At 63.1% G+C, this 23,676-nt stretch carries 16 protein-coding genes; 8 read left to right on the top strand and 8 right to left on the bottom strand.

Features of this window, described 5'->3' with window-relative positions; genetic code table 11:
* Positions 1 to 131: 131 nt before the first annotated feature.
* The 5 genes from MWN76_RS07870 to MWN76_RS07850 all read left to right on the top strand — a co-directional run bounded on the left by MWN76_RS07870 (position 132) and on the right by MWN76_RS07850 (position 6,768).
* Positions 132 to 704, top strand: a complete 573-nt coding sequence (locus MWN76_RS07870) for a L,D-transpeptidase family protein (RefSeq protein ID WP_250460836.1) — start codon at positions 132 to 134, stop codon at positions 702 to 704.
* A gap of 138 nt (positions 705 to 842) precedes the next feature.
* Complete coding sequence (gene rraA, locus MWN76_RS07865) at positions 843 to 1,322, top strand: ribonuclease E activity regulator RraA (RefSeq protein WP_250460835.1); 480 nt, start codon at positions 843 to 845, stop codon at positions 1,320 to 1,322.
* A 46-nt stretch (positions 1,323 to 1,368) separates the two neighbouring features.
* Positions 1,369 to 2,211 (top strand): DMT family transporter, encoded by an 843-nt coding sequence (locus tag MWN76_RS07860; protein ID WP_250460833.1) that lies wholly within the window; start codon positions 1,369 to 1,371, stop codon positions 2,209 to 2,211.
* Positions 2,212 to 2,304: 93 nt separating this feature from the next.
* Entirely contained in the window at positions 2,305 to 4,536 is a 2,232-nt protein-coding gene (locus tag MWN76_RS07855; RefSeq protein ID WP_250460831.1) for an acyl-CoA dehydrogenase, read from the top strand.
* 24 nt (positions 4,537 to 4,560) lie between these two features.
* Positions 4,561 to 6,768 carry an acetyl-CoA hydrolase/transferase C-terminal domain-containing protein gene (locus MWN76_RS07850; RefSeq protein ID WP_250460829.1) on the top strand — a complete coding sequence of 736 codons (2,208 nt, stop codon included), beginning with the start codon at positions 4,561 to 4,563 and terminating at the stop codon, positions 6,766 to 6,768.
* 113 nt (positions 6,769 to 6,881) lie between these two features.
* Here the strand turns inward: MWN76_RS07850 and pta are convergent, their stop codons facing one another.
* From pta to MWN76_RS07830, 4 genes are all read right to left on the bottom strand, one after another.
* Complete coding sequence (pta, locus tag MWN76_RS07845) at positions 6,882 to 9,017, bottom strand: phosphate acetyltransferase (RefSeq protein WP_250460827.1); 2,136 nt, start codon at positions 9,015 to 9,017, stop codon at positions 6,882 to 6,884.
* Positions 9,017 to 10,228, bottom strand: coding sequence for an acetate kinase (locus MWN76_RS07840; protein WP_250460825.1), 1,212 nt, complete (start codon positions 10,226 to 10,228; stop codon positions 9,017 to 9,019). The genes pta and MWN76_RS07840 overlap by 1 nt, the downstream gene beginning before the upstream one ends.
* Positions 10,229 to 10,348: 120 nt before the next feature.
* Positions 10,349 to 12,619: a glycoside hydrolase family 9 protein gene (locus MWN76_RS07835; protein WP_250460823.1), complete on the bottom strand. Its 2,271-nt coding sequence runs from the start codon at positions 12,617 to 12,619 to the stop codon at positions 10,349 to 10,351.
* A gap of 393 nt (positions 12,620 to 13,012) precedes the next feature.
* Positions 13,013 to 14,611, bottom strand: a complete 1,599-nt coding sequence (locus MWN76_RS07830) for an isocitrate lyase (RefSeq protein ID WP_250460821.1) — start codon at positions 14,609 to 14,611, stop codon at positions 13,013 to 13,015.
* A gap of 110 nt (positions 14,612 to 14,721) precedes the next feature.
* On the opposite strand from MWN76_RS07830, the gene MWN76_RS07825 reads away from it, so the two are divergent.
* The 3 genes from MWN76_RS07825 to MWN76_RS07815 all read left to right on the top strand — a co-directional run bounded on the left by MWN76_RS07825 (position 14,722) and on the right by MWN76_RS07815 (position 18,982).
* Positions 14,722 to 15,657, top strand: a complete 936-nt coding sequence (locus MWN76_RS07825; RefSeq protein ID WP_250460819.1) for a LysR family transcriptional regulator — start codon at positions 14,722 to 14,724, stop codon at positions 15,655 to 15,657.
* A gap of 197 nt (positions 15,658 to 15,854) precedes the next feature.
* Entirely contained in the window at positions 15,855 to 18,044 is a 2,190-nt protein-coding gene (locus MWN76_RS07820; RefSeq protein WP_250460817.1) for a malate synthase G, read from the top strand.
* Between the two features lie 119 nt (positions 18,045 to 18,163).
* On the top strand, positions 18,164 to 18,982 hold the full coding sequence (locus MWN76_RS07815; RefSeq protein WP_250460816.1) for an arylamine N-acetyltransferase family protein: 819 nt from the start codon (positions 18,164 to 18,166) through the stop codon (positions 18,980 to 18,982).
* Between the two features lie 143 nt (positions 18,983 to 19,125).
* Here MWN76_RS07815 and MWN76_RS07810 read toward each other — a convergent pair whose 3' ends face one another.
* From MWN76_RS07810 to MWN76_RS07795, 4 genes are all read right to left on the bottom strand, one after another.
* Positions 19,126 to 20,565 (bottom strand): lytic polysaccharide monooxygenase auxiliary activity family 9 protein, encoded by a 1,440-nt coding sequence (locus MWN76_RS07810; RefSeq protein ID WP_250460814.1) that lies wholly within the window; start codon positions 20,563 to 20,565, stop codon positions 19,126 to 19,128.
* A 264-nt stretch (positions 20,566 to 20,829) separates the two neighbouring features.
* Entirely contained in the window at positions 20,830 to 22,005 is a 1,176-nt protein-coding gene (locus tag MWN76_RS07805) for a DUF2955 domain-containing protein (RefSeq protein ID WP_250460812.1), read from the bottom strand.
* The gene (locus MWN76_RS07800) at positions 21,995 to 23,056 is read right to left on the bottom strand and encodes an HlyD family secretion protein (RefSeq protein ID WP_250460810.1); all 1,062 of its coding nucleotides are present in this window, start codon (positions 23,054 to 23,056) and stop codon (positions 21,995 to 21,997) included. Before MWN76_RS07800 ends, MWN76_RS07805 begins: the two co-directional genes overlap by 11 nt.
* Positions 23,057 to 23,100: 44 nt before the next feature.
* Positions 23,101 to 23,556, bottom strand: coding sequence for a MarR family transcriptional regulator (locus MWN76_RS07795; RefSeq protein WP_250460808.1), 456 nt, complete (start codon positions 23,554 to 23,556; stop codon positions 23,101 to 23,103).
* Positions 23,557 to 23,676 lie beyond the last annotated feature (120 nt).

The raw sequence follows: 23,676 nt of genomic DNA, 5'->3' as shown, positions 1-23,676 counted from the left end.
GGAGAAAGCTGTTTCGCACTGCTGGCCGGAGAAGCCGGAAACAGCGGATCAATCTCCCGGCGCGGGGTTACGGGGCACGGAGCGCCGAACTGTGTATTCGGTACCAATAGACCAAGTGAGTGAGGTGAGCCATGCATTCAAGCAGACGAAACTGGAGTCCGATACTCTATGCCAGTCTGATACTCTTCCTGGGCGCATTGCTGGTGGCGCCATCGGGCTGGGCAAATCCCCGCGGTGGCAACTGGTTTGACGAGCACGCGGCAGCCAGTGCCTCTGGGCCATCAAAGATAAGGATTTCCCTGAGTGAACAGCGGGCCTATCTCTACAAAGGTGGCAAGCTTGTCGGCGTATCCAAGGTTTCGTCTGGCAAAAAGGGGTATGGCACCAGCCCCGGACACTTCCGCGTGCTGTCCAAGCATCCCCGTCACCGCTCGTCGATCTATGGCAGCTACGTGGACCGTCGCACCGGTCGTGTGGTCAAGGCCAACGTCAATACACGCAAGGATCGCCGTCCAGCGGGAACCTACTATCGCGGCGCCAAGATGAATAACTATATCCGTTTCAACGGCGGTATCGGCATGCACGCGTCCGGCCATGTACCCAACTACCCGGCTTCCCACGGCTGTGTGCGTATGCCCCCGCAGATGGCACAGAAGTTCTTCCGCCACGTGCGGGTCGGGACTCCGGTACGCGTAACCTGGTAGAGCGCCAGTCGGAATCGCTCGAGACCTGCCGGGTATTATCCATTGCGGTAATACCCGGTATTTTTTTATTGATCTGCAGGTAACGCCGGGAGCCGCTATTATCGCGCGTGACAATCCACGGATAACTTTGGGGGTTTTATGTCGATTTCCACACCGGATCTCTGCGATGAGTACGCCGATCTCGTGCAAGTGGTCGAGCCGATGTTCGTGAACTACGGCGGGCGCCAGCAGTTTGGTGGGCAGATAGTCACCATCAAGTGCTTTGAGGATAACTCCCTGGTGCGCGAGCTGGTGGCGGAACAGGGCCAGGGCAGGGTGCTGGTGGTGGACGCCGGCGGCTCCATGCGGCGAGCCTGCCTGGGAGACCAGTTGGCCGAGAAAGCCTGCGCCAATGGCTGGGAGGGGATCGTCATGTACGGTTGCATCCGCGATGTGGACGAGATTTCTGGGCTACAGTTAGGAGTACAGGCTCTCGGCACTCACCCGATGAAAACCGAAAAGAAAGGGATCGGCGAACGCGATCTGCCGGTCGCTTTTGGTGGTGTCACTTTCACGCCTGGCGAATACCTCTATGCAGACAACAACGGCGTCATCGTCTCGCCCCGGTCCCTGATCTGATTTCGGCGGCTCGCGGGCCGCGCCGGAACAGGTTAATGAGTTCAAATTGGTAGTACCGGAATCACTTGTCTACGGACTGGTCCTGCTCTCCGCCCTGGCCCACGCCACCTGGAACGCAGTAGTCAAACACAGCGCTGAAGCATTCCTGCAGCTGGCGATGATTCGCAGTGTGGGCCTGCTGTTGGGCGCCTTCCTGGCGCTGCACCTGCCACCGCCGGACCCCGCGGCACTCGGCTACCTCGCGGGCGGAGCGCTTTTCCAGTATCTCTACTTTTTCCTGCTGACGCGGAGCTACCGCGTACTGGATTACGGTACCGCTTACCCGGTTGCCCGCGGTGTGACCCCGTTGCTGGTGGCCACCGCGGCATTGCTGTTCCTGGATGAATCGCTGCGCCCCTTGCAGCTGACCGGCGTGCTGCTGGTAACCTGCGGCATCTTTGCGCTGATCATGAAGGAACTGCGGGTATCGCGCAGCGGCATCCTGCTGTCGCTGGGCACCGGCGTTGCCATAACCGGCTATACCACCCTGGGCGCCGCCGGTGTGCGGGCGGTGGCCAATCCGCTGAGCTTTGTTGCCTGGCTGGAGATACTGTCCGGATCGGGCATCCTGCTGGCCGTGCTGTGCACGCAGCCGGTGCGCGGCTTTACCTTTGCCCGCGCCAACCTGCTGCGCGGCTCCGCTTCCGGCCTGCTGGCCAGCGGCGGCTTTGCTGTGGCACTCTGGGCCACGTCGATCATGCCGGTAGCGGCGGTTGCAGCGACGCGTGAAACCAGCATCCTGTTTGCATCGGTCATCTCGGTCTATGCACTGGACGAGCGTTTTTCCCCGCGAAGGATGATTGCGGCGCTGATTATCTTTGCCGGTATCGGCGCGCTGGCACTCGCTTGAGATCCTTGCCTATCATTGTCAGCTGACACAGTCCCCTGCATGTGGCGCCCCGTTTTGCGGCCCGCGACGCACAGCCATCTGGAAGGTACAAAAATGAGCGACCTGCGCAAGAAGTGGATTACCCGCCCGCTATTGAACTTGATCAGGAAAGTACTGCCGCCCATCTCGGATACCGAGCGCGAGGCGATGGAGGCCGGTGAGGTCTGGTGGGATGCGGAGCTGTTGTCGGGCAAACCCGACTGGGAACAGCTGCTGAATATGGGCCCGCCGGAACTCTCCGAAGAGGAGCGCGCCTTCCTGGACGGCCCGGTGGAAGAGCTGTGCCGCATGGTCGATGACTGGCAGATCAGCTACGAGGACCACGACCTGCCGCAGGAGGTCTGGGAGTTCATCAAGAGGGAGCGCTTCTTCGGCATCATCATCCCCAAGGAATACGGCGGCCTCGGGTTTTCCCCGACCGCACACGCACAGATCGTCACCAAGATCTCGACTCGCAGTACCAGTGTCGGTGTGACGGTCATGGTGCCCAACTCACTGGGTCCGGGCGAACTGCTGATGGCCCACGGCACCGACGAACAGAAGGATTACTACCTGCCGCGGCTGGCGGACGGCCGCGAGATTCCGTGTTTCGGCCTCACCAGCCCCGAGGCCGGCTCCGACGCCGCCTCGATGGTCGACAGGGGCGTCGTCTGTTACGGCGAGTACAAGGGGGAAAAGACCCTGGGTATGCGCGTCAACTGGCACAAGCGCTATATCACCCTGGGCCCGGTGGCCACCATCCTCGGGCTGGCCTTCAAACTCTACGACCCGGACCATATCCTCGGCGACCAGGAGGAACTGGGGATTACCGTGGCGCTGGTGCCTACGGATACCGAGGGCGTGACCATCGGCCAGCGGCACCTGCCGGCGCTTCAGGCGTTCATGAACGGTCCCAATTGGGGCAAGGACGTCTTCGTGCCCATGGACTGGATCATCGGCGGGCGGGAGAATGTCGGCAGGGGCTGGCATATGCTGATGAGCGCGCTGGCAGCCGGCCGCGGCATTTCGCTGCCCTCGCTGTCCACCGGCGGCGCCAAGATGGCGGCGCGCACCACCGGCGCCTACGCCCGCATCCGCGAGCAGTTCAGTATTCCCATCGGCAAATTCGAGGGCGTGCAGCGGCGGCTGGCGGAGATCGCCGGTATCGCCTATGTACTCGACAGCGCCCACAAGACCACCACCCGGGCCCTGGACAAGGGGCTCAAGCCGGCGGTGATCTCCGCGATCATGAAGGCCCACGCCACCACCGGCCTGCGCCAGTCGGTCAACGATGCCATGGACATCCATGCCGGCAAGGCGGTGATCGACGGCCCCATGAACTACCTGGGCAACGTCTACCGCGCCGTGCCGGTGGCGATTACCGTCGAGGGCGCCAATATCCTGACCCGCAGCCTGATGATCTTCGGCCAGGGGGCCATCCGCTGCCACCCCTACCTGCTCGACGAAATGCTGGCGGCGGAAAACGACGATGATGAAGCCGGTGTCGAAGAGCTCGACAAGCTGCTGCCGAAACATGTCTGGTTCTCGGTCAAGACCTTCCTGCGCGGCGTCTTCCACGGCTGGACCGTGGGGCTCTTTGCCAGCAGCCCCCGCGGCGTGGGCAAGGCGGCCAAGTACTACCGGCAATTGAACCGCTACTCGGCCATCCTGACGCTGACCACCGAGGTGTCCCTGATGACACTGGGCGGCGAACTGAAGCGCAAGGAGATGATCTCCGCCCGCCTCGGTGATGTACTCAGCGAACTCTACCTGCTCAGCTGTACCCTGAAGCGCTTCAAGGACGACGGCAGTCCCAGGGAGGACCGGCCGTTGCTCGAATTCGCCATGCGCGCCGGGCTGCACAATATCGAGGTGAGCCTGCTGGAGGTGTTCCAGAACTTCCCCCATCGCTTCGTGGGCCAGCTGCTGCATTTCCTGACCATGCCCTGGGGCCACAGCGTGCACACCGCGTCCGATCGCCAGGCGAAAGCCTGCGCCGACCTGCTGATGACACCGTCGGACACCCGCGACCGCCTGACAAAGGGGGTCTTCCTCGGCAACCCCGGCGACGGTGTCGACCTGGTGGAGCAGGCCTTCAACAAGGTCTGTGAGACCGAAGACGCCCGCGACAAGATGAAGCGCGGCGGCATCCGCATGTTCAGCCGCAAGACGGTCGACGAGGCGCTGGAGAAAAAACTGATCAGCGACGAGGAGGCCGACAGGTTGCGCGATGCCGCCGATGCGGTGGACATGGCGATCCAGGTCGACCATTTCGAGTTTGACGAACTGGCCGGGAAGAAATCCTAGCCGCGGATCCGGGAAGGGCCGTCGATGGCAAAAATGCCCCAGCGAGACCCGCAGCGCTTTTCCTGCGCCGAGACCTGTGTGGATGCGGTGCTGGAAAAGGTCGGCAAGCGTATCGTGCTCGGCCTGCCGCTGGGTATCGGCAAGGCCAATCATTTCGCCAATGCGCTCTACGCCCGCGCCGCCGCCGACCCGTCGATCTCCCTGACCATTTTTACGGCACTGACGCTGGAGCGGCCGCTCGGTCACAGCGAGATAGAGCGGCGTTTTATCCAGCCGCTGCTGGACCGTCTCTACAACCGCTACCAGGATCTCGCCTATACCCCAGCGCGGCGCAAGAGGATGCTGCCGGACAATATCGAGGTGTGCGAATTCTTCCTGCAGCCGGGCAGCTTCCTCGGCAATCCAACAGTGCAACAGGACTACGTCAGTTCCAACTACACGCATGTAGCGCGGGACCTGATCGACCGCGGTGTCAACGTGATCGCACAGATGGTCTCGCCCGCAGCGGACGGCGAGCAACTCAGCCTGAGCAGCAATACCGACCTGACACTGCCGGTACTGCGCATGGCCCGGGAACTGGAAAACTATCCGCTGTTCCTGCTCGGCGAGAGCAACCCACAGTTGCCATTTCTCGGTAACGATGCATTGCTGGATATGGCGGAGTTCGACTTTCTGCTCGAGGGCGATACATTCGATGTACCGCTGTTCCCGGCGCCCTCGCCGCCGGTCAGCTTTACCGAATACGGCCTCGCTTTCCATATCGCCAGCCTGGTGGTCGACGGCGGTACCCTGCAGGTGGGGATCGGCGCGCTCGGCGATGCGGTCTGCCACGCATTGCGTCTGCGCCAGACCGACAACGAACAGTTCCGCTGTGTGGTGCGGGACCTGACCTGTGACGATTCACTGCAACTGCGCCAGAAGTTGCCGCCCATGCTGGAGCCTTTCAGCCACGGCCTGTACGGCGCCAGCGAGATGGTGCCGCCCGGCTTTCTGCACCTGCGCCGCGCCGGTGTGCTGAAACGCGAAGTCTATCCCGATGCGGATATCCAGCGGCTGCTCGACGACGATGTCATCACCACCACCGTCAACGAGGAGACATTGCTGGCACTGCGGGACAGCGGCCGCATCCGCTGCCCACTGACAGAGAGCGATACGGTTTTCCTGCAGAAGATGGGTATCGTGGACCCCAGCTACAGCTGGCGGGGCCACCGGCTGATGACCCCGGATGGCGAAGAGGAAGAGTGCGACCTGCACAGCGAACACGGCCGCCGGCGCCTGCTGGGCCGCTGCCTGAACGAACCATTGAAGGGAGCCACCTGGCTGCACGGCGGTTTCTACCTGGGGCCCGCGTCCATGTACGAGGAACTGCGGGAAATGCCGGACGATGAACGCGCCGGCATCAATATGACCGCGATCGATTTTATCAACGACCTGCAGGAAAACCGCGAACTGAAGGTGGCACAGCGCCGCAGCGCACGCTTTGTCAATTCGGCCATGATGGTGACCCTGAACGGCGCCGTGATTTCCGACGGCCTGGAAAACGGCCAGGTGGTGAGCGGGGTAGGGGGACAGTACAACTTCGTCGCCCAGGCCCACGAACTGCCGGGTGGCCGCTCGATCATCGCCGTCCCCGCCACCCGCCGCAGCAACGGCGAGATCAAAAGCAATATCGTCTGGGAATACCCCCACTGCACCATACCGCGGCACCTGCGCGATATCGTCGTCACCGAGTACGGCGTGGCGGACCTGCGCGGCAAGACCGACCGGGATGTCATCACCGCCATGCTTTGCATCTGCGACTCGCGCTTCCAGGGCGAGCTGCTGGAAAAAGCCAAGAGTGCGGTCAAGGTGGAAAAGGACTACGCGATTCCGCTGGAATTCACCGAGAACACCCCGGAGCGCATTGCCGCCGTATTCGCCGACGAAAAGTCGCTGCGGCTGTTGCCGCACTTCCCGCTGGGCACCGACTTCACCGACGAGGAGGCGCTGCTGGCGGTGGCCCTGAAAGAGCTCAAGCGGCAGAGCAAAAAATGGTGGAAGATGGTTCCGCTGGTGTTGACCGGCCGCCGCATGTGGAAAGACCACTCGGAAGAGAATGCCTGGATCCACCGCTGCCTCGAACGAATGGCATTCGAGGGCACCGATACCTACGAGCACCGGCTGGAGGGTTACGCGGTGGCCGGTGCGCTGAAGCGGTTTATCGATCTGAAGCGGCCGCTGCGCTGGGATTGACGGAAGAGCGACCGCTCATGGGACAGAATGCCGGGACCTGATGCAAGGGAACGCCAGACTCGCCTGTAACTATTTTTCTGTGCAGGAAGTTCGCAAACTTCCCGTACGGCCCACTAGGACTGATCCGCCTGAATCGCCGTCAGCGCAATCGTATAGATGATGTCGTCCACCAGTGCCCCGCGCGACAGGTCGTTGACGGGTTTACGCATGCCCTGCAGCATGGGGCCGATGCTCACCAGTTCGGCGCTGCGCTGCACGGCCTTGTAGGTGGTGTTGCCGGTGTTCAGGTCCGGGAAGATGAACACCGTTGCGCGGCCGGCCACCGGGCTGTCGGGGGCTTTTGTCTCGGCGACGTTTTCCATCACTGCCGCGTCGTACTGCAGCGGGCCGTCGATCACCAGGTCCGGGCGTTTCTCCTGGGCGAGTTTTGTCGCCTCGCGCACTTTCTCCACATCGGAACCGGAACCGGAACTGCCCGTGGAATAGCTGATCATCGCCACTCGCGGTTCTATGCCGAACGCCTCCGCCGAGTCCGCCGACTGTATGGCGATATCCGCCAGTTCCTCGGCGTTGGGGTCCGGGTTGATGGCGCAGTCGCCGTAGACCAGTACCTGCTCCGGCAGCAGCATGAAAAATATGGAGGAAACCAGCTTGGCCCCGGGGGCTGTCTTGATCAGTTGCAGGGCGGGGCGGATGGTGTTGGCGGTCGTGTGTAGAGCTCCGGACACCAGTCCGTCGACTTCTCCCTCGGCCAGCATCATGGTGCCCAGCACCACGTTGTCCTGCAGTTGCTCCCGCGCAACGACTTCCGTCAGCCCCTTGTTCTTGCGCAGCGCGACCATCGGCTCCACGTATTGGTCCCGCACACTTTCCGGTTCGATGATTTCGACCTTGTCGCCCAGCGTGACGCCCTGCTGTTCCGCCGTTCGGTGGATATCCCTGGCATTGCCCAGCAGGACCGGTCGGGCGATGCCCCGCTCGGCGCAGATAACTGCCGCGCGCACCGTGCGCGGTTCTTCCCCCTCCGGCAGCACGATGCGCCTGTTGGCCTTGCGCGCCAGCTCTGTCAGGTGATAGCGGAAGGCGGGCGGAGACAGTCGCTTGGGGCGCGACGACTCGCCGCTCAACGACTGGATCCACTGGTGGTCCAGGTGGCCGGCAATAAAATCCTGGACCCGGTCGATCCGCTCGAGGTCGTCGGTCGGTGTGCGGGTATTGAAATGCTGCAGTTGCAGCGCCGTCTGCCAGGTGTTGTTCTGGACCAGCAGCACCGGCAGGCCCGTCTCCAGTGCCGGAGTGCACAGTTTGCGCACCATCGGTTCCAGCTGGTATCCGCCAGTCAGCAGCAGGCAACCGATCTTGACCCCGTTCATGGCCGCCAGGCAGGCGGCGACGATCACATCCGGGCGGTCACCGGAGGTCACCAGCATGGCGCCGGGCACAAAGCGGTAGATCATATTGCCGAGGGAGCGCGAGCAGAAAGTGATACTGCGCAAGCGCCGGTGATCCAGGTCGCCGCGGTTGATGATTTCCGCATTGAAATGCCGCGCCAGGTCCACCGCCCTGGGTGCCAGCAGTTCTGCGTTCCAGGGAACACAGCCGACAATACGCAATGGACTCTTGCCGTAGAGCGACAGAATATCCAGTTCGCTGCGGCGCACACCCGACTCATCGAATACACCGGTAATATCCGCACCCGGTGCATCCGGCACCTGCGTGGGCGCGCCCACTTTGTTGATGATGCAGCCGACCACCTGGTGGGACTCGCGGCCGCCGAAAATTGCGGTGGCGAATTCGAGCCGCTCCTTGAGCTGCTGGGTGGAATCCCGGTGCGGGCACACCACCAGCACGATTTCCGCGTCCAGGGTCTTGGCAATCTGGTAATTGAGCTGGTTGGCGAACTGGCTGTCGGCATCGGGCAGTACACCCTCGACGAGGATCACGTCGGCCTCTTTGCCGCCCTCCCGGTAGCGCGCCAGGATCTCCTCCAGCAGCTCCGACAGCTTGCCATTGGAGATCATGGATTCCGCGTGCTGGGCGCTGAAGGAATCCAGGATTTCCAGGCTGGATGCCCTGCGCAGGATCTCAGTGGAGCGTTCGCTGCTGCCGTCGCGCGCCGGCGGTTCGGTGACCGGCTTGAAGAAACTGACCCCGACACCGTTGCGTTCCAGTGCGCGCACAATGCCCAGGCTGATGGACGTGATGCCAACCCGGACACTGAGGGGCACCAGCATGATGGTACGCGACATCAGCCATTCTCCCCGTCGACGAGTCCCGCGGCGTCCCGTGCAATCACCCACTCCTCGTTGGTGGGGATCACCATTGCAGTGGGGCTGCCCGCCGGTGTAATTGCGCCTTCCGCGCCAAAGCGCATGCGCTCATTCATTTCCGTATCGAGTCGGTAGTCCAGCGCGGCGAGCCAGTGCAGTACCCGCTCCCGCACCCAGCTTGAGTTCTCGCCGATCCCGCCGGTGAAAATCACCGCGTTGACACGCCGCAGCGGCACTGTATAGGCGGCGATATATTTGGCCAGCCGGTAGCAGAATATCTCCAGTGCCAGCCGGGCACCGCGGTGGCCTTCGGCGGCCGCCTGCTCCAGCTCGCGGCAGTCGTTGCTGAGCCCGGAAATACCCAGCAGGCCGCTCTCGCGATTCAGCAATTGGTTGAGACGCTCGGGGGAATAGCCCAGGGATTCCTGCAGGTGCATCAGCAGGCCCGCGTCCACATCGCCGCAGCGGGTTCCCATGACCAGCCCTTCCAGCGGCGTCAGCCCCATACTGGTATCGACACTGGTACCGCCCTTGATTGCGGCCACCGAGGCGCCGTTGCCAAGGTGGGCGGAAATGATATTCGTCTCCCGCAACGGCTTCTGCAGCAGATCGGCGGCGCGCTCGCTGACAAAGCGGTGGCTGCTGCCGTGCATGCCGTAGCGGCGCAGCCGGTGCTCGCGGTAGAGAGAATAGGGCAGCGCGTACAGGTAGGCGTGTTCCGGCAGTGTCTGGTGAAAGGCTGTATCGAACACGGCCGCCTGCGGCAGCTGCGGGAATGCCTCGAGCGCAGCGCGGATACCGAGTAGGCCGGGGGGATTGTGCAGCGGCGCCAGCGACGCGCATTCCCCGATCGCCTCGATGACCTTCCGGTCGATCAGCACCGATCGGGAAAAGTGTTCACCGCCGTGCACGATTCGGTGGCCGATGGCGATCAGGCGTTTTTTCAGCGCCGGCAGTTCTCCGAGCAGGTCGCCCACCAGGAAATCGATCACTTCGCCGTGACCGGCGCCGGCGTCCAGCTTCCGCGCGTGCTTGTGGCCGTCGTATTGCCACTTGAGTACCGGCTGCTCACTGCCCAGCGCATCGCCGATACCATCGAGCGATTCGCGCCCGGAGTCCGGGTCGATGACCGAAAACTTCAGCGAGGAACTGCCGGCATTGAAAATCAGTACAAGACCGGAACTGCTCATGGTGTCCGCCGGTTGCCAGACCTATCCCTTAAGGCTAGTCGAATCCGGTATGGTTTTCGGCGGCAGAGCGGGCTGGGGGAACAAAAAGGGCCGCCGACGCGGCCCTGTCAGTAGGAGGATTTACTCGCTGTCGGCCGGTACAAACTTGGACAGCAGGCGGATATAGGCCACCTGGTAGGCGTTGTGGTTTTCGGTAACCGCCCAGGAGTTCAGCGGCCAGCTGGTGTTGAAGTCCAGGAAGGACTTCTGGGCCGGCTGGCCGTAGGGCGGCTCCGGTGGCGCCACGCCGCAGAGAGCGTTGTTCTCCGGGCTGCCGCAACTACCCGGGCAGCAGGCGTCCCAGTCGTAGGAGGGGTTGGGACCGCCGACGAGGAAGCCCGGGGCCGGGCCGTAGGAGGATTCCCCGACCGAATCCCACAGCGGGCTGCCGTCGGCAAACCAGGTGTGATAGAAGCTGTCGACAGAATGCTCCGCGCCGAATTCTCCCATATTGGACAGGTAGACCTGACCCCGCGGATTGACGCCGTGGAGGTAGTTCAGGTGGCGCAGTGCCGCGTCGCGGGCCTCAGCGGTGCCGGGTCCGCCGGCATTGAACAACTGCTGGTCCAGGTAGAGGTTGCCCTGGTGGGAGTGGCTGCGATTGCTGCCCCAGGTGTACTCCGGGATGCTGGCCCGGTAGGCGTCGATATCGCCGGTCACCGCCGGCCAGTTGGCGTCGCCGTTCATGGCGGTTTCATAGGTGCTGCGGATGGCCGAGGCCACCTCGCCTGAAACGCCGTCGAGCGAGCTGTAGTAGAGCAGCGCGTGCTGGATTTCCGCCTCCCAGATGGAGGCCCAGCTCCACAGCATCAGGTGGGCATCCTGGTAGTTGGCCTCGACATAGTCGCGATATTCGGCTGCACCTGTGGCTCCGTACAACTGGACGGCGGCGATCAGGCTCTTGGCAAAGCGACCGTAGTCGTCCACCTCCTGCTCGCCGGCGGCGACGCCGTTATCGGCGTTGTAGAAGGTCACCGCGGGATTGGCCTGCGCCCACTGCCAGGCGGCTTCTGCGCGGTCCCGCAGGTCTGCGGCATAGCTCTCGAGGCCGGCAATCTGCCCGAAAATATGGCTGCCCAGCGCGAATGCGGCGGCGCTGGTGTAGCTGGCGGCGGTGGTGGCGGGGCCATAGGTGCTGGGGCCGCTGGCGGAAGACGGCGGGCTGGCGTGGGACAGGTCCATTACCGACAGCACGGAACCATTGTCCTCCTGCATGCGTACCAGCCAGTCCATGCCCCATATCACCTCGTCCAGCAGGTCGGGGATACCGTTGCCGGATTCCGGGATATTGAAGTCGTCGCTCCACACGGCGGGATTTTCCCGGTAGCTGTGCAGCAGCGCGATCAGGTAGTCGGCGTGCCAGTTGGTGTACTTGTTGTAGTCGCCGGCATCGAACCAGCCGCCGCGCAGGTCGCGCTGGGTATTCGCATTGTCGGCGTCGCTGTACAGGGTCGCCTCGGGGTCCTGGCTGGTGCCCAGGTGGCTGGCGCCGTCCGCCCAGCGCGCGTCGGCGTAGGGAGACTGTTTGGCAAAGCCGGCGCGCTGGTAGTAGAAGGTGCGCACGGCCTGTTCCAGTACCGGCCGGTAGATATCGGCACCGATACGGAAGGCGGGGGAGCGCAGTTCACTCTGTGCGTCCGCAAGAATATATTCGCCGGGCGCGGTCACCGCGGAGAAATCCAGGTGCCAGACGCGGTCGCCGGAGTTGTCCCCGGTGGCGCCGCCGTTCCAGGCGCTGGCCTGGGCCGTGTAGACGACTTCGCCGGAGTCCAGGTCCACCACCCTGATATCGCTGTCGGGCACGTATTCGCCGGCGCTGTCGTAACCCAGTTGCGGATCGCGCAGCACGGCCACCTTCTCGCTGTCCGGCAGGTAGCCGAACTGGTCCACGGTGATAAAGCCGCTGGTCTCGTAGCCCAGGTAGTCGCCACCGCTGGAGCTACTGGAAGAGGAAGAACTGGATGAAGACGAGGAGCTGCTGGAGGACGAACTGGAACTGCTGCTCGAAGAACTGCTGGAGGAACTCGAGCTGCTGGAAGACGAGCTGCTCGACGACGAACTGGAGGAGCCACCGCCGTCGCCCTGCACGGTGACCGGCACCGCGGAGAGACCGCCCGGTGTGGTCAGGAAGCCGATGCTGACCTGGCCGTCCACACCCACGGTGCCGTTGTAGCCGGCCGGTCCGACAACGTAGTGGCTGCCCGTATGGGAAACGATATTGCCGTTCCAGATCTGGGTGATTTCGGCATCCAGGTCGAACTCCACGGTCCAGTCGGACAGCGGTACCGGATCGTCATTGAGTACGACGATTTCCGCCTGGGCACCTTGCCCCCAGTCGTTGGTGATATTCATGGTTGCCTGTGCGGCAAAGGCCGATGGCGCCACAAGGCACATACTGAACAACAAACACTGATGCGATAATCGCATGGTTAGGATCTCCCTTTTTCTCTCTGTTGCTGGTTATTCAGTGCGAGGCATGCTTCGTCATTATTGTTTTGTCGGAAATATATGACTTTTGACAGTGGTAGCGATACCGCCGAAAAGCGGGGAAGGGCGAAAATTCGAATGGCGTCACGAAATGGCGGGGTCACTGCGCGATGATCGGGCCCGAAATGGAAAACCTGCCGGGTTATTCAATAAAAGTCGATAAGTAGCGTGAAATAAAAAAGGGCCGCAAAAGCGGCCCGCAATGAGTGAAGGATATTACTCTGGCTACAGAGTCTGGTGACGAGTCCGGAAAACCGATCAACCGAACTGGTTCATGGTGTTGTCTTTACCGGCCGCTTTCAGCGCCGCTTCACCGGCAAAGTATTCCTTGTGGTCGTCGCCCATGTCGGAACCGGCCATATTCTGGTGTTTGACGCAGGCGATACCCTCCCGGATCTCTTTCCGCTGTACGCCCTTCACGTAACCCAGCATGGCTTCGTCACCGAAGTACGCCTTGGCCAGGTTGTCGGTGGACAGGGCCGCGGTGTGATAGGTCGGCAGGGTGATCAGGTGGTGGAAGATACCGGCCTCGCGGGAGGCGTCCTCCTGGAAGGTGCGGATCTTGGCGTCCGCCGCAGCGGACAGCTCGGTATCGTCGTACTCGGCGCTCATCAGCTTGTCGCGGTCGTACGCGGATACGTCTTTGCCTTCCTCTTTCCAGGCGTCGAATACCTGCTGGCGGAAATTCAGGGTCCAGTTGAACGACGGGCTGTTGTTGTACACCAGTTTCGCGTCGGGCACCTGCTTGCGGATCTCGTCCATCATGGCGCCGATCTGGCGGACATGGGGTTTTTCGGTTTCGATCCAGATCAGGTCGGCGCCGTTCTGCAGTGAGGTCACGCTGTCGAGGATGCAGCGCGCCTCGCCGGTGCCCTTGCGGAACTGGAACAGGTTGGAAGCCAGGCGTTTCGGGCGCAGCAGTTTGCCGTCGCGCTTGATCACCACGTCGCCGTTGGCCAGCTCGGCATCGCTCACTTCCTCGCAGTCCAGGAAGGCGTTGTACTGGTCGCCCAGGTCGCCCGGTTCGTGGGTGACGGCGATCTGCTTGGTCAGGCCGGCACCCAGGGAGTCGGTGCGGGCGACGATTACACCGTTGTCGACACCCAGCTCGAGGAAGGCGTAGCGAACCGCGCGGATCTTGGCCAGGAACTCCTCGTGGGGAACGGTCACCTTGCCGTCCTGGTGGCCGCACTGCTTCTCGTCGGACACCTGGTTTTCGATCTGGATGCAGCAGGCGCCTGCCTCGATCATCTTCCTGGCCAGCAGGTAGGTGGCCTCGGCATTGCCGAAACCGGCGTCGATATCGGCGATGATCGGCACGACGTGGGTCACGTGGTTGTCGATCTTGTCCTGGATCGCTTTCTCTGCAGCCTTGTCACCGGCGTCCCGCGCCGCATCCAGCTCGCGGAACAGGCCGCCCAGCTCGCGCGCATCCGCCTGGCGCAGGAAGGTGTAGAGCTCCTCGATCAGGCCGGCGACCGCGGTCTTCTCGTGCATCGACTGGTCGGGCAGGGGGCCGAACTCGCTGCGCAGCGCCGCGACCATCCAGCCGGACAGATACAGGTAGCGGCGATCGGTATTGCCCTCGAAGTGCTTCTTGATCGAAATCATTTTCTGCTGGCCGATAAAACCGTGCCAGCAGCCCAGTGACTGGGTGTACTTGGAGCTGTCGTTGTCGTAGTTCTCCATGTCCTTACGCATGATGTCGGCGGTGTACCTGGCGATGTCCAGGCCGGTCTTGAACCGGTTCTGGGCGCGCATGCGCGCCACGTATTCCGGGTTGATGGCGTCCCAGGAACTGCCGTGGGCGTCACAGAGCTTGCTTGCCGCTTCTATGTCTTTCTCGTAGGTGGACATGGCTTTGAATCCTCAAAAGGTGACTGCGATTGGGTGTTGAGAATCCTAGTGGCTCTGGCATAATTTGCCTAATTTATTATCTTAATTTCCGCTATCAGTCAGACAAATATATGAATCTGGAAAGAGCCGACCTCAACCTGCTTGTGTACCTGGATGTACTGCTGCGCGAGCGCAATGTGACCCGCGCCGCCAATTATCTGGGCCTGTCCCAGCCCGCCATGAGCAATGGCCTCAAACGCCTGCGGGAGCTGTTTGACGACCCGCTGCTGGTGCGCACCCGCGAGGGCATGATGCCCACCGAGCGCGCCCTGGAGCTGCAGCCGATGGTCCGCGAGGCGCTGGCCTCGATCGACCGGGTGATACAGCCCAACCGGGATTTCGCACCGGCCGATGCGCGCCGTACCTTCCGCATTATGGCGAGCGACTACGCCGAATCCACGCTGATTCCGCCGCTCCTGATCCAGCTCCGCGACCGGGCCCCGGGCATCAGTCTCGATATCATGACGCCGAGCGACGTGAGCTTCGTGGACGTGGAGCAGGGCAAGGTGGATATGGTCATCAACCGCTTCGACAGCATGCCGCAGAGCTTCCACCAGGCGACGGTGTGGCGCGACAGCTTCTCCTGCGTCATGCGGGCCGATAACCCGATCCTCGGGGACTACAATCTCCAGAGCTACCTGCAGGCGCAGCATATCTGGGTCAGCAAGACGGGGATGGGCGTCGGCGTGGGGGTCAACCCGGAAGACGTGCAGCGGCTGGGCTGGGTGGACGAGGCCATCGGGCGCCAGGGCGAGAAGCGGGAGATCGCGGTATTCACCCGCCACTACCAGGTGGCGATGCTGCTGGCGGAACAGAGCGACCTGATCGTCACGGTGCCCACGCGGCTGGCACAACTGGCGGCCGACAATCCCCGCGTGGTGCGCCGCGACCCGCCGCTGGAGATACCGCCGCTGGAACTGAAAATGGCCTGGAGCCCGCTGCTGCAGCAGAGTGCGCCGCACCGGTGGCTGCGCCGCTTGATTCTGGATATCGGGCGGCAGCTCTAGGGTGCCTGTAAGCTTGCTTCGGGGCGACCCCGGTAACCGGGACCTTCGCATCGGCCTTCGTATTCTTTTCAGGATCTGTTAAATCGAATCTGTGAATAGTGAAAATTGCACCTATAAATTAGTTATATGCTCGAGCGGCTGTTTAGAATGCCCCAACTCTAACAATTGAGCTCCAACAATCAGCGAGAGGCCCGGATATGACGGAACGAGTCCAAGTCGGCGAACTGCAAATCGCATCTGAACTGTACAAACTGGTCACCGAAGAAGTAATTCCCGGGACCGGCGTGGATGCCGATGTGTTCTGGGCCGAGCTGAAAAATATCCTCGACGACCTGGCGCCGGTGAACCGTTCGCTGCTCGAGAAGCGGGACCGGATCCAGGCACAGATCGACCAGTGGTACACCGACAATCCCGGTGCCTATCGCGATCTCGACCGCTACAGGGAATTCCTGCGGGAGATCGGCTACCTGGTGGAAGAGCCCGCGGATTTCACCGCGACCACGGAAAACGTCGATGCGGAAATCGCCACCATGGCCGGGCCGCAGTTGGTCGTGCCGGTGATGAATGCCCGCTATTCGCTGAACGCGGCCAACGCCCGCTGGGGCAGCCTCTACGACGCCCTCTACGGCACCGACGTGATCCCGGAAGACGACGGCGCGGAAAAGGGCAGCGGCTACAACCCGGTGCGCGGTGCCAGGGTCATCGAGTATGCGCGCGAGGTACTGGACCAGTCCGCGCCGCTGACCGGGGGCAGCCACCGGGACGTTGCCGAGTACCGTATCAACGGCTCGCTGCTGGAGGCGGTGTTGGGCAATGGCGATGTCGCGACACTGCAGAACAGCAAGCAGTTCGCCGGCTATCGCGGCAGCGCCGGCGAACCCGAGGCCATACTGCTCCGGCAGCACGGCCTGCATTTCGAAATCCAGATCGACCGCGAACATCCGATCGGCAAGACCGATGCCGCCGGCGTCAAGGACGTGCTGGTGGAATCCGCGATTACCACCATCATGGACTGCGAGGACTCGGTCGCGGCCGTGGACGCGGAGGACAAGGTGGTCGTCTACCGCAACTGGCTCGGTCTGATGAAAGGGGACCTGGCAGAGACCATCGAAAAGGGCGGCCAGACTTTCCAGCGTAGGCTCAATCCCGACCGGGAGTATATTTCCCCCAACGGCAACCCGCGGACACTGCCGGGGCGCAGCCTGATGTTTGTGCGCAATGTCGGCCACCTGATGACCAACGACGCGATTCTGGATAAAGACGGCAACGAGATACCCGAGGGTATTCTCGACGGCATGATCACCAGCCTGATTGCACTGCACGACCTGCGCGGCACCGGCGAGCTGAAGAACTCCCGCACCGGCAGCGTCTATATCGTCAAGCCGAAAATGCACGGCCCGGAGGAAGTGGCCTTTGCCGATACTTTGTTCAGCCGCATCGAGGACGCGCTGGGGCTCGCGCGCAACACCCTCAAGATGGGCATCATGGACGAGGAGCGCCGCACCACCGTCAACCTGAAAGCCTGTATCGCCGCGGCGAAAGAGCGGGTGGCCTTTATCAATACCGGTTTCCTGGACCGCACCGGCGACGAAATCCATACGTCGATGCTGGCCGGCGCCATGATCCGCAAGGGCGACATGAAACAGTCCAAGTGGATCAGTGCCTACGAGGACTGGAATGTGGACACCGGCCTGGAAACCGGCCTCAGGGGCAGGGCGCAGATCGGCAAGGGAATGTGGGCCATGCCCGACCTGATGGCCGACATGATGAAAGCCAAGTTGTCGCACCCGATGGCCGGCGCCAGTACCGCCTGGGTGCCGTCGCCCACCGCGGCGACCCTGCATGCGCTCCACTATCACAAGGTCGATGTGGCCAAGCGCCAGCAGGAGCTGGCTGAGCGCGAGCACGCAAGGCTGGACGATATCCTCACGGTGCCGGTGGCGGAAGAGGCCAACTGGAGTGCCGAAGAAATCCAGCGCGAACTGGACAACAATGCCCAGGGCATCCTCGGCTATGTGGTGCGCTGGATCGACCAGGGCGTCGGCTGCTCCAAGGTGCCGGATATCCACGATGTGGGCCTGATGGAAGACCGCGCCACGCTGCGGATTTCATCGCAGCATATCGCCAACTGGCTGAAGCAGGGCGTGGCGACCCGCCAGCAGGTGGAGGAAACCATGCGGCGCATGGCTGCGGTGGTGGATCGCCAGAACGCCGGCGACTCCGGTTACCGTGATATGTCTCCGGACTTCGACGACAGCATCGCCTTCCAGGCCGCCTGTGAACTGGTGTTCGACGGCTGCGCGCAGCCCAACGGCTACACCGAACCGGTGTTGCACCGCCGGCGCCGCCAGTTCAAGGAAAAACAACTGAAGGCGAAGCGCGCCTGATTCGAAGCGGTAGTCATCCAAAAGGCCCTGCGGGGCCTTTTTTATTGGCCGTGCCCTTGACCTGAACCTGACTTGAGGTTGCAAACTGCGCTCCGTCCTTTACAGAGCGAGGGAAACTCATGGGAGAAATGATCGACCTCGATGCGTACCTGCAACGCATCGATTTTTCCGGCAGGCCCGCAGCGGACCTGGATAGCATCGGAAAACTCGTGGCGCGACATACGCGGGCCATTCCGTTTGAAAACCTGAACCCGTTTCTCGGCTGGCCGGTGGAAATCGACCTGCCCGCCGTGGAGCAGAAGCTGGTGCGCAGCCGTCGCGGTGGTTATTGCTACGAACAGAATACACTGATGCGGGCGGTGCTGGAGTCGATCGGTATCGAGGTCACACCGCTGGCCGCAAGGGTGCTCTGGCAGGCGCCGGAGGATGCGATGCCGCCCCAGTCCCATATGATGTTGCGCGCGCAGGTCGGGGAAGTTCCGTACCTGGTGGATGTGGGCTTCGGCAGCCAGACTCCAACCGCGCCACTGCGGCTGGATACCGCGGAGGCACAGGCGAGTCCCCAGGGAAACTACTGCATTTTGCGATCGGGGCAGGAATACCTGGTGCAGGCGGACGTGCGCGGCGAATGGAAGCCGATCTACCGGTTCGATCTGCAGCAGCAGTCCGCCGGTGATTACAAGGTTTTCAACTGGTACTGCTCCACCCATCCCGATTCGCATTTCACTCGCGAGCTGATTGCCACACGGGGAGGTGAGGGCGGTCGGCACACGCTGAGTAACAACAGGCTCACCTTTTATCCGCCCGGCGGGGAAAAGCGGGAATCCGTTCTGGCCGGGCCGGGTGCACTGCGACGGACGTTGCTGGATACCTTTGGCATCGAACTGCCCGAGTCCGCACAGGTCGAATCCGCTTTCGCAAGACTTTTCGCGGAGTGAAGCCAATGTCGTGACAGCGTGACAGTGCCTCAATGGCATGGCGCAGGTATGGTGTGGAAATCGCCAGATATCCCGGGGCAGCCAACTTTTGCCTGTACGGATCCGACAGCGCCGGCCGGCGCTACCGGATCCGCTTGCCGGGATTACAGCGCTATCCAGGCATCCTGCCAGTTGGCGCCGGTGCCCGGCGCGTAGTGGAAGGGGCTGTCCACATTGCACCAGTCGCCGTAGGGAAAGGGCTTGCACTGGTAGCGGTTGCCATCGCTGCCGAGTACCACGGTTTCCCCGGGCAGGTAGCTGCCGACCCCGTCCGGGTAGAGGTAGTCGTAGTCACCGCCGCCGCTGCCACTGTCGGCACTGTGGTTGATATTCACGCTCGCGCTGTCGGTGAGTTCCCCATCGCTGACGGTGACCTGCACTGTGATCGTCTGGTCCTGGGCCGGGTCGGCCAGTGTCAGTGTGGTCGCCTGGCCGGTGGCGCCATCCAGGCTGGCACCGCTGCCGGCGAGCAGGCTCCAGCTGTAGGTCAACGGATCGCCGTCCGCATCGCTGGAACCAGCGGCGGAAAGGTTGACGGTGCCGGCGCCGGTCACCGAGCCCGGGTCGGCACTGACCGCGGCCACCGGGGCGCTATTGCCACCCGGAATCTGGATGTCGACTTCGTGGTTCAGGTTCAGGTCCGCCCGGGTATAAACGCGGTTACCGCTGGCGCTCTGCTGGGCGGTGATATCCCCACTGTCCGGATCAAGCAGGCCGATACGCGCGTACTGGGACTGGCCGTTGACCACCTGCGCGAAACCATAGGCCCACTCGGCGGCCGACATATCGGCCGTCACCGCATACTCGACACTCTCCATATCGTTGCCGCTGCCGTTGAACAGGCGCAGGGTCACGGTGCTGCCGGCAACGAGATCTGTCTGGGCATTCATCGGCCCCTCGTCCGCCCAGGGGCTGCCGCCGCCCTCGCCGAGGATGACGTCGGTGCAGGTGTAGAACGCCTCGGTGCTGTCCGAGCGCTGCCAGGTGGTGTAGATCACGTGCTTGCCGGTCACGGCGGGCAGCGGGCAATTCAGGATATAGCGGTTGTCGGCGCTGAGGGGGACGTCGCCCAGTCGGCAGAATTCGAACAGGTCGCTCCACTGCAGTGGCTGGTCCGGCGTGTAGCCCTGGCGGGTGACATAGAAAACCCAGTCCTGGGTGGCGTGCGGCGCGGTGGCGTAGAACTCGAAATCGAAGGTGCCGTCCGGCCCGGGCGCGATCGGGGTTGACTGCCAGTCACTGCGGGCCAGGTCGAGCCCGGCGAACTTGGCATTGCCGCCGGCACACAGCTGGCCATCGGGGACCACGGCGCGGTGGTCACCGGCGGCGCTGGCCTGGTTGATGCCGTTCCAGTCGTAGAAAGCCTGGGAACCGGCCACCTCCCTGGCGGCGGCACAGGCCGGGTCACTGGGGTTTTCCGGATTGTTCAGGAAGCAGTTGTAGACGCGGCTTTCCGGCACCGACATGGTGCCGTGGGCGAGAGCTTGGTTCATCCAAACCAGCGCAGACAGCGCTGTCATCAGCGGCAGGGTTTTGCGCAGCATGATGCGTTCTCCTTCTTTTCTTGTGATTTTTATGCCGATGTCGACGCGGGCCCTGAGAGTTCTCCGGCGTCGATGATCGAATTTATTACAGAAAGGCGGCAACAGATCACCGATGACAGCGCTGCCTTTCATGTTTCATGCTAACGAAATGCCCCGGAAGACAAAGGAACTCTGCCGCCATATTGGCGGCTGGCGGGGAGGGGATTGCAAAACTGTGGCTTCCGGCGCAAAGCTGTCGCCGACCGCTTCACTGTTGGCGACGGATCAGGAGGGGGCGTCGGTGCGGGTCAGTTCGAAGCGGTTCAGCAGCCGGTGCACCAGCGCGGTCACCGCCAGGCCGCAGACCAGCGCCACCATCACAGAGGAGATACGGTAGAAGGCGCTGTATAGCAGGTCCTGGTCCGGCGCCACATACTGGCCGAACAGGATTCCCATGGTGGTGAGGCCACTGAAACCGATACCGGAGGCGCCACCCTCAAGTATGTGGGCGCGGGCGAACAACATCAGGCCGCACCAGAGTGGGATCATCACCAGCAGCAGGTTGTCCACGTGGGAGTAGAGCACCAGCTGCATCGCAACCGCCAGCGCACTGCCCAGCAGGGTACCGAATGTGCGCTTGTGCGCGGTGTGGATGGTGTCCGGGTAGTGCAGCGCAAACAGTATCACCACCGTGGAGATCTGTGCGGACATGGAATCCCGCAGCTCGACCACCTGGAAAACGGCGAACGACAGCGTGGCCACAGTGGCGCCGAGCAGGGTTTCGTGCCGGATACGCGCCGCGGATTTCTGCGGTCGCGCCCGCGGCTTGCGCGGTTCCACATCCGGGAACAACTGCAGCATCAGCAGCGCCACGGCCACGGCCACGAACGATGCCAGCAGGTTCTGCCCCATCAGGTTCATCAGGTCCGTATCCGGGTAGCTGCTGTAGTGCAGCATGATGCTGAGGCTGACCACGCCGTGGGCGCCGAACAGGAACATGGGCCCGCGCGCCATCAGTGCGAAACGGCCGGCAAACAGTGTAAACACGGCGGCCGTCATGACCGGGGGCCAGTGGCTCAGGAATCCCACCACCAGCGTGAGCTCGACACAGTTGATGGCGGTGGTGCCGATAAACTGCCGCGCCACATGGGCGTTCACCGCCGGAATCACGCCCAGCAGGAACATCGGGAAGACCACGAAAAAGACGCCGTAGCTGGAGTCCAGCAACTGGCTGATGACAAACCCCAGTGCGGCGCCGCCGGAAATACGCAGGCATTGCCGCAGGCCGTTGTGATCCAGGCCCGGCGAAGCTAGCGGGCGCCGGCGGCCGCCGAACCAGTGGAGCAGGGAGCGCCGCCGGGCCGCCGGTTCGGCGGCAGGCGTCGGCTCAGCCAGCCAGCCCGGCGGGGGCAGTGCCAGCAGCGGCTGACGGATTTCGCCCCAGGAGTACTCAGTAGACATAGTGCAGCAGGCTGATCAGCTGTATCTGCAGGCGGGCGAAAAAGGCCGCGATCGGGTGGTCGGAAGGAATCAGCTGCACCGTGGCGCGGGCGCCACTGGCCGGCATCCGTAAGGGCGTGGTCTCCAGCGCCAGGTGCAGGCGCAGCCGCTGGGCATCCCGCACCCAGCGGGAACTGGTGGGAATGTCCACCAGCTGGCCATCCGCCGGCAACTGGCCGTCGCGCACGCCGGCGTCGATACCGGTGGCGCGCGCGGCGAAGATACGGCCCGGACTGGCGTCGAAGCTGACCAGGGCCAGGTCGCCCGGCTGCAGGTCGCGCAGGCTCTTCTCGCGAAAGTCGGCAGTGATATCCAGCTCGTTGCCCACCAGTACCAGTACCGGGCCGCCGGCGGCGGCGTAGTCGCCGGCCTCCAGCTGCAGGTTGGATACCACGGCGTCGCGCCCGGCGCGCACCTCGGTGCGCGCCAGGTCCAGCTCGGCATCGGCCAGATTGTTGCGCGCGCGGCGCAACTGCAGGTTGTCCGGGCCTGTCTCGCCCCGCTGCACGCGCAGTTCATCGACGCTGGCGCGGGCCGCTTCCACCTTCGCGGTGGCGGTTTCATAGTCGGCTACCGTCTGGTCGAGCAGTTGCTGGGACACGGTGTGGCCGGCGATCAGGGCCTGCAGGCGCTCGCGTTCCCGCGCCAGCTCGCGGGCGTCGGCCCCGGCCGCGCGCAGCTCGGCGCGGGCCGCCGCCAGGGAGGCGTCCAGGCGCGCGTTATCGCGCTGCACCTGTTCCAGCGCCAGTTGCGCCTTTTCCACGGCGATGCGGTAGGGTTCCGGGTCCAGGCGGAACAGCAGGTCGCCTTTTTTCACCTGGCTGTGGTTTTCCACCGTCACTTCCACCACCCGGCCGCCCAGTTCCGGCGCCACCTGGGTGATTTCGCGCATGGCGCGCGCCTGGGGAGTCAGCGGTATCATCAGGTCGGCCACGACAAAATACGCAAACAGCAGGGCGAAACCCACTGCCGCCACGCGTATCCAGCGGGCGAAACGTTGTTCGGGAGTCATAGTTGTCTCTCAGTACATCCAAATACGGCGGCCTGGGGCGGGGCTCAGGTACCGCCCAGTTCGCGGGCGGCGTTTTTCTCAATGGCGGCCAGCACCCGTTCGAAGGCGTCGAAATCGCCGTCGGAAATACCGGCCACCATCTGCTCGCGGGCCTCGCTGGCACGGGTTTCGAGTGCGGCCAGCACCTCGCGGCCCCGCGGCGTGAAAAACACTTCCCGCGCGCGGCGGTCGGTGGCGCAGGTGCGCCGCTCCACCAGGCCCTGCTGCGCCAGTTGGTCCAGGGTGCGGGAGAGGGAGGGCAGTTCGATCTCGAGGGTTTCCGCGAGGATTTTCTGGGTACTGCCGTCGCCGAGGTAGCGCAGGGTAATCAGTACCGTCCAGCGGGACTGGGTCAGGCCCAGGGGCTGGACCGTCTGGTCGACCACCGAGCGCCACAGGCTGTGCACATGCCGCAGGCGCAGGCCGAGACCCTCGGTGCGGGAAATGGATTTGTTTCGCATGCTAAGTATTTTAGGGTAATTTGCTTAGCCAAGCAAATAAATGCCGAATGACTTGCGGGTATCAATCCGCCGACTTGTGATTCGAAGGTGCTGGAGAGCGGTGCGGTGCCGATTGGGCCG

Origin of the sequence: Microbulbifer litoralis (assembly GCF_023634065.1) — a bacterium.
GTDB classification, from domain to species: domain Bacteria; phylum Pseudomonadota; class Gammaproteobacteria; order Pseudomonadales; family Cellvibrionaceae; genus Microbulbifer; species Microbulbifer litoralis.
This window is presented reverse-complemented; position numbering and strand designations above follow the sequence as displayed.

Excerpts from the sequence above, each read along its gene's own strand:
- MWN76_RS07800 (WP_250460810.1), bottom strand. The coding sequence starts at position 23,056 with ATGACTCCCGAACAACGTTTCGCCCGCTGGATACGCGTGGCGGCAGTG.
- pta (WP_250460827.1), bottom strand. The coding sequence starts at position 9,017 with ATGTCGCGTACCATCATGCTGGTGCCCCTCAGTGTCCGGGTTGGCATC.
- MWN76_RS07820 (WP_250460817.1), top strand. The coding sequence starts at position 15,855 with ATGACGGAACGAGTCCAAGTCGGCGAACTGCAAATCGCATCTGAACTG.
- MWN76_RS07805 (WP_250460812.1), bottom strand. The coding sequence starts at position 22,005 with ATGTCTACTGAGTACTCCTGGGGCGAAATCCGTCAGCCGCTGCTGGCA.
- MWN76_RS07855 (WP_250460831.1), top strand. The coding sequence starts at position 2,305 with ATGAGCGACCTGCGCAAGAAGTGGATTACCCGCCCGCTATTGAACTTG.
- MWN76_RS07825 (WP_250460819.1), top strand. The coding sequence starts at position 14,722 with ATGAATCTGGAAAGAGCCGACCTCAACCTGCTTGTGTACCTGGATGTA.
- MWN76_RS07835 (WP_250460823.1), bottom strand. The coding sequence starts at position 12,619 with ATGAATATCACCAACGACTGGGGGCAAGGTGCCCAGGCGGAAATCGTC.
- MWN76_RS07840 (WP_250460825.1), bottom strand. The coding sequence starts at position 10,228 with ATGAGCAGTTCCGGTCTTGTACTGATTTTCAATGCCGGCAGTTCCTCG.
- MWN76_RS07870 (WP_250460836.1), top strand. The coding sequence starts at position 132 with ATGCATTCAAGCAGACGAAACTGGAGTCCGATACTCTATGCCAGTCTG.
- MWN76_RS07815 (WP_250460816.1), top strand. The coding sequence starts at position 18,164 with ATGGGAGAAATGATCGACCTCGATGCGTACCTGCAACGCATCGATTTT.
- MWN76_RS07850 (WP_250460829.1), top strand. The coding sequence starts at position 4,561 with ATGGCAAAAATGCCCCAGCGAGACCCGCAGCGCTTTTCCTGCGCCGAG.
- MWN76_RS07830 (WP_250460821.1), bottom strand. The coding sequence starts at position 14,611 with ATGTCCACCTACGAGAAAGACATAGAAGCGGCAAGCAAGCTCTGTGAC.
- rraA (WP_250460835.1), top strand. The coding sequence starts at position 843 with ATGTCGATTTCCACACCGGATCTCTGCGATGAGTACGCCGATCTCGTG.
- MWN76_RS07810 (WP_250460814.1), bottom strand. The coding sequence starts at position 20,565 with ATGCTGCGCAAAACCCTGCCGCTGATGACAGCGCTGTCTGCGCTGGTT.
- MWN76_RS07795 (WP_250460808.1), bottom strand. The coding sequence starts at position 23,556 with ATGCGAAACAAATCCATTTCCCGCACCGAGGGTCTCGGCCTGCGCCTG.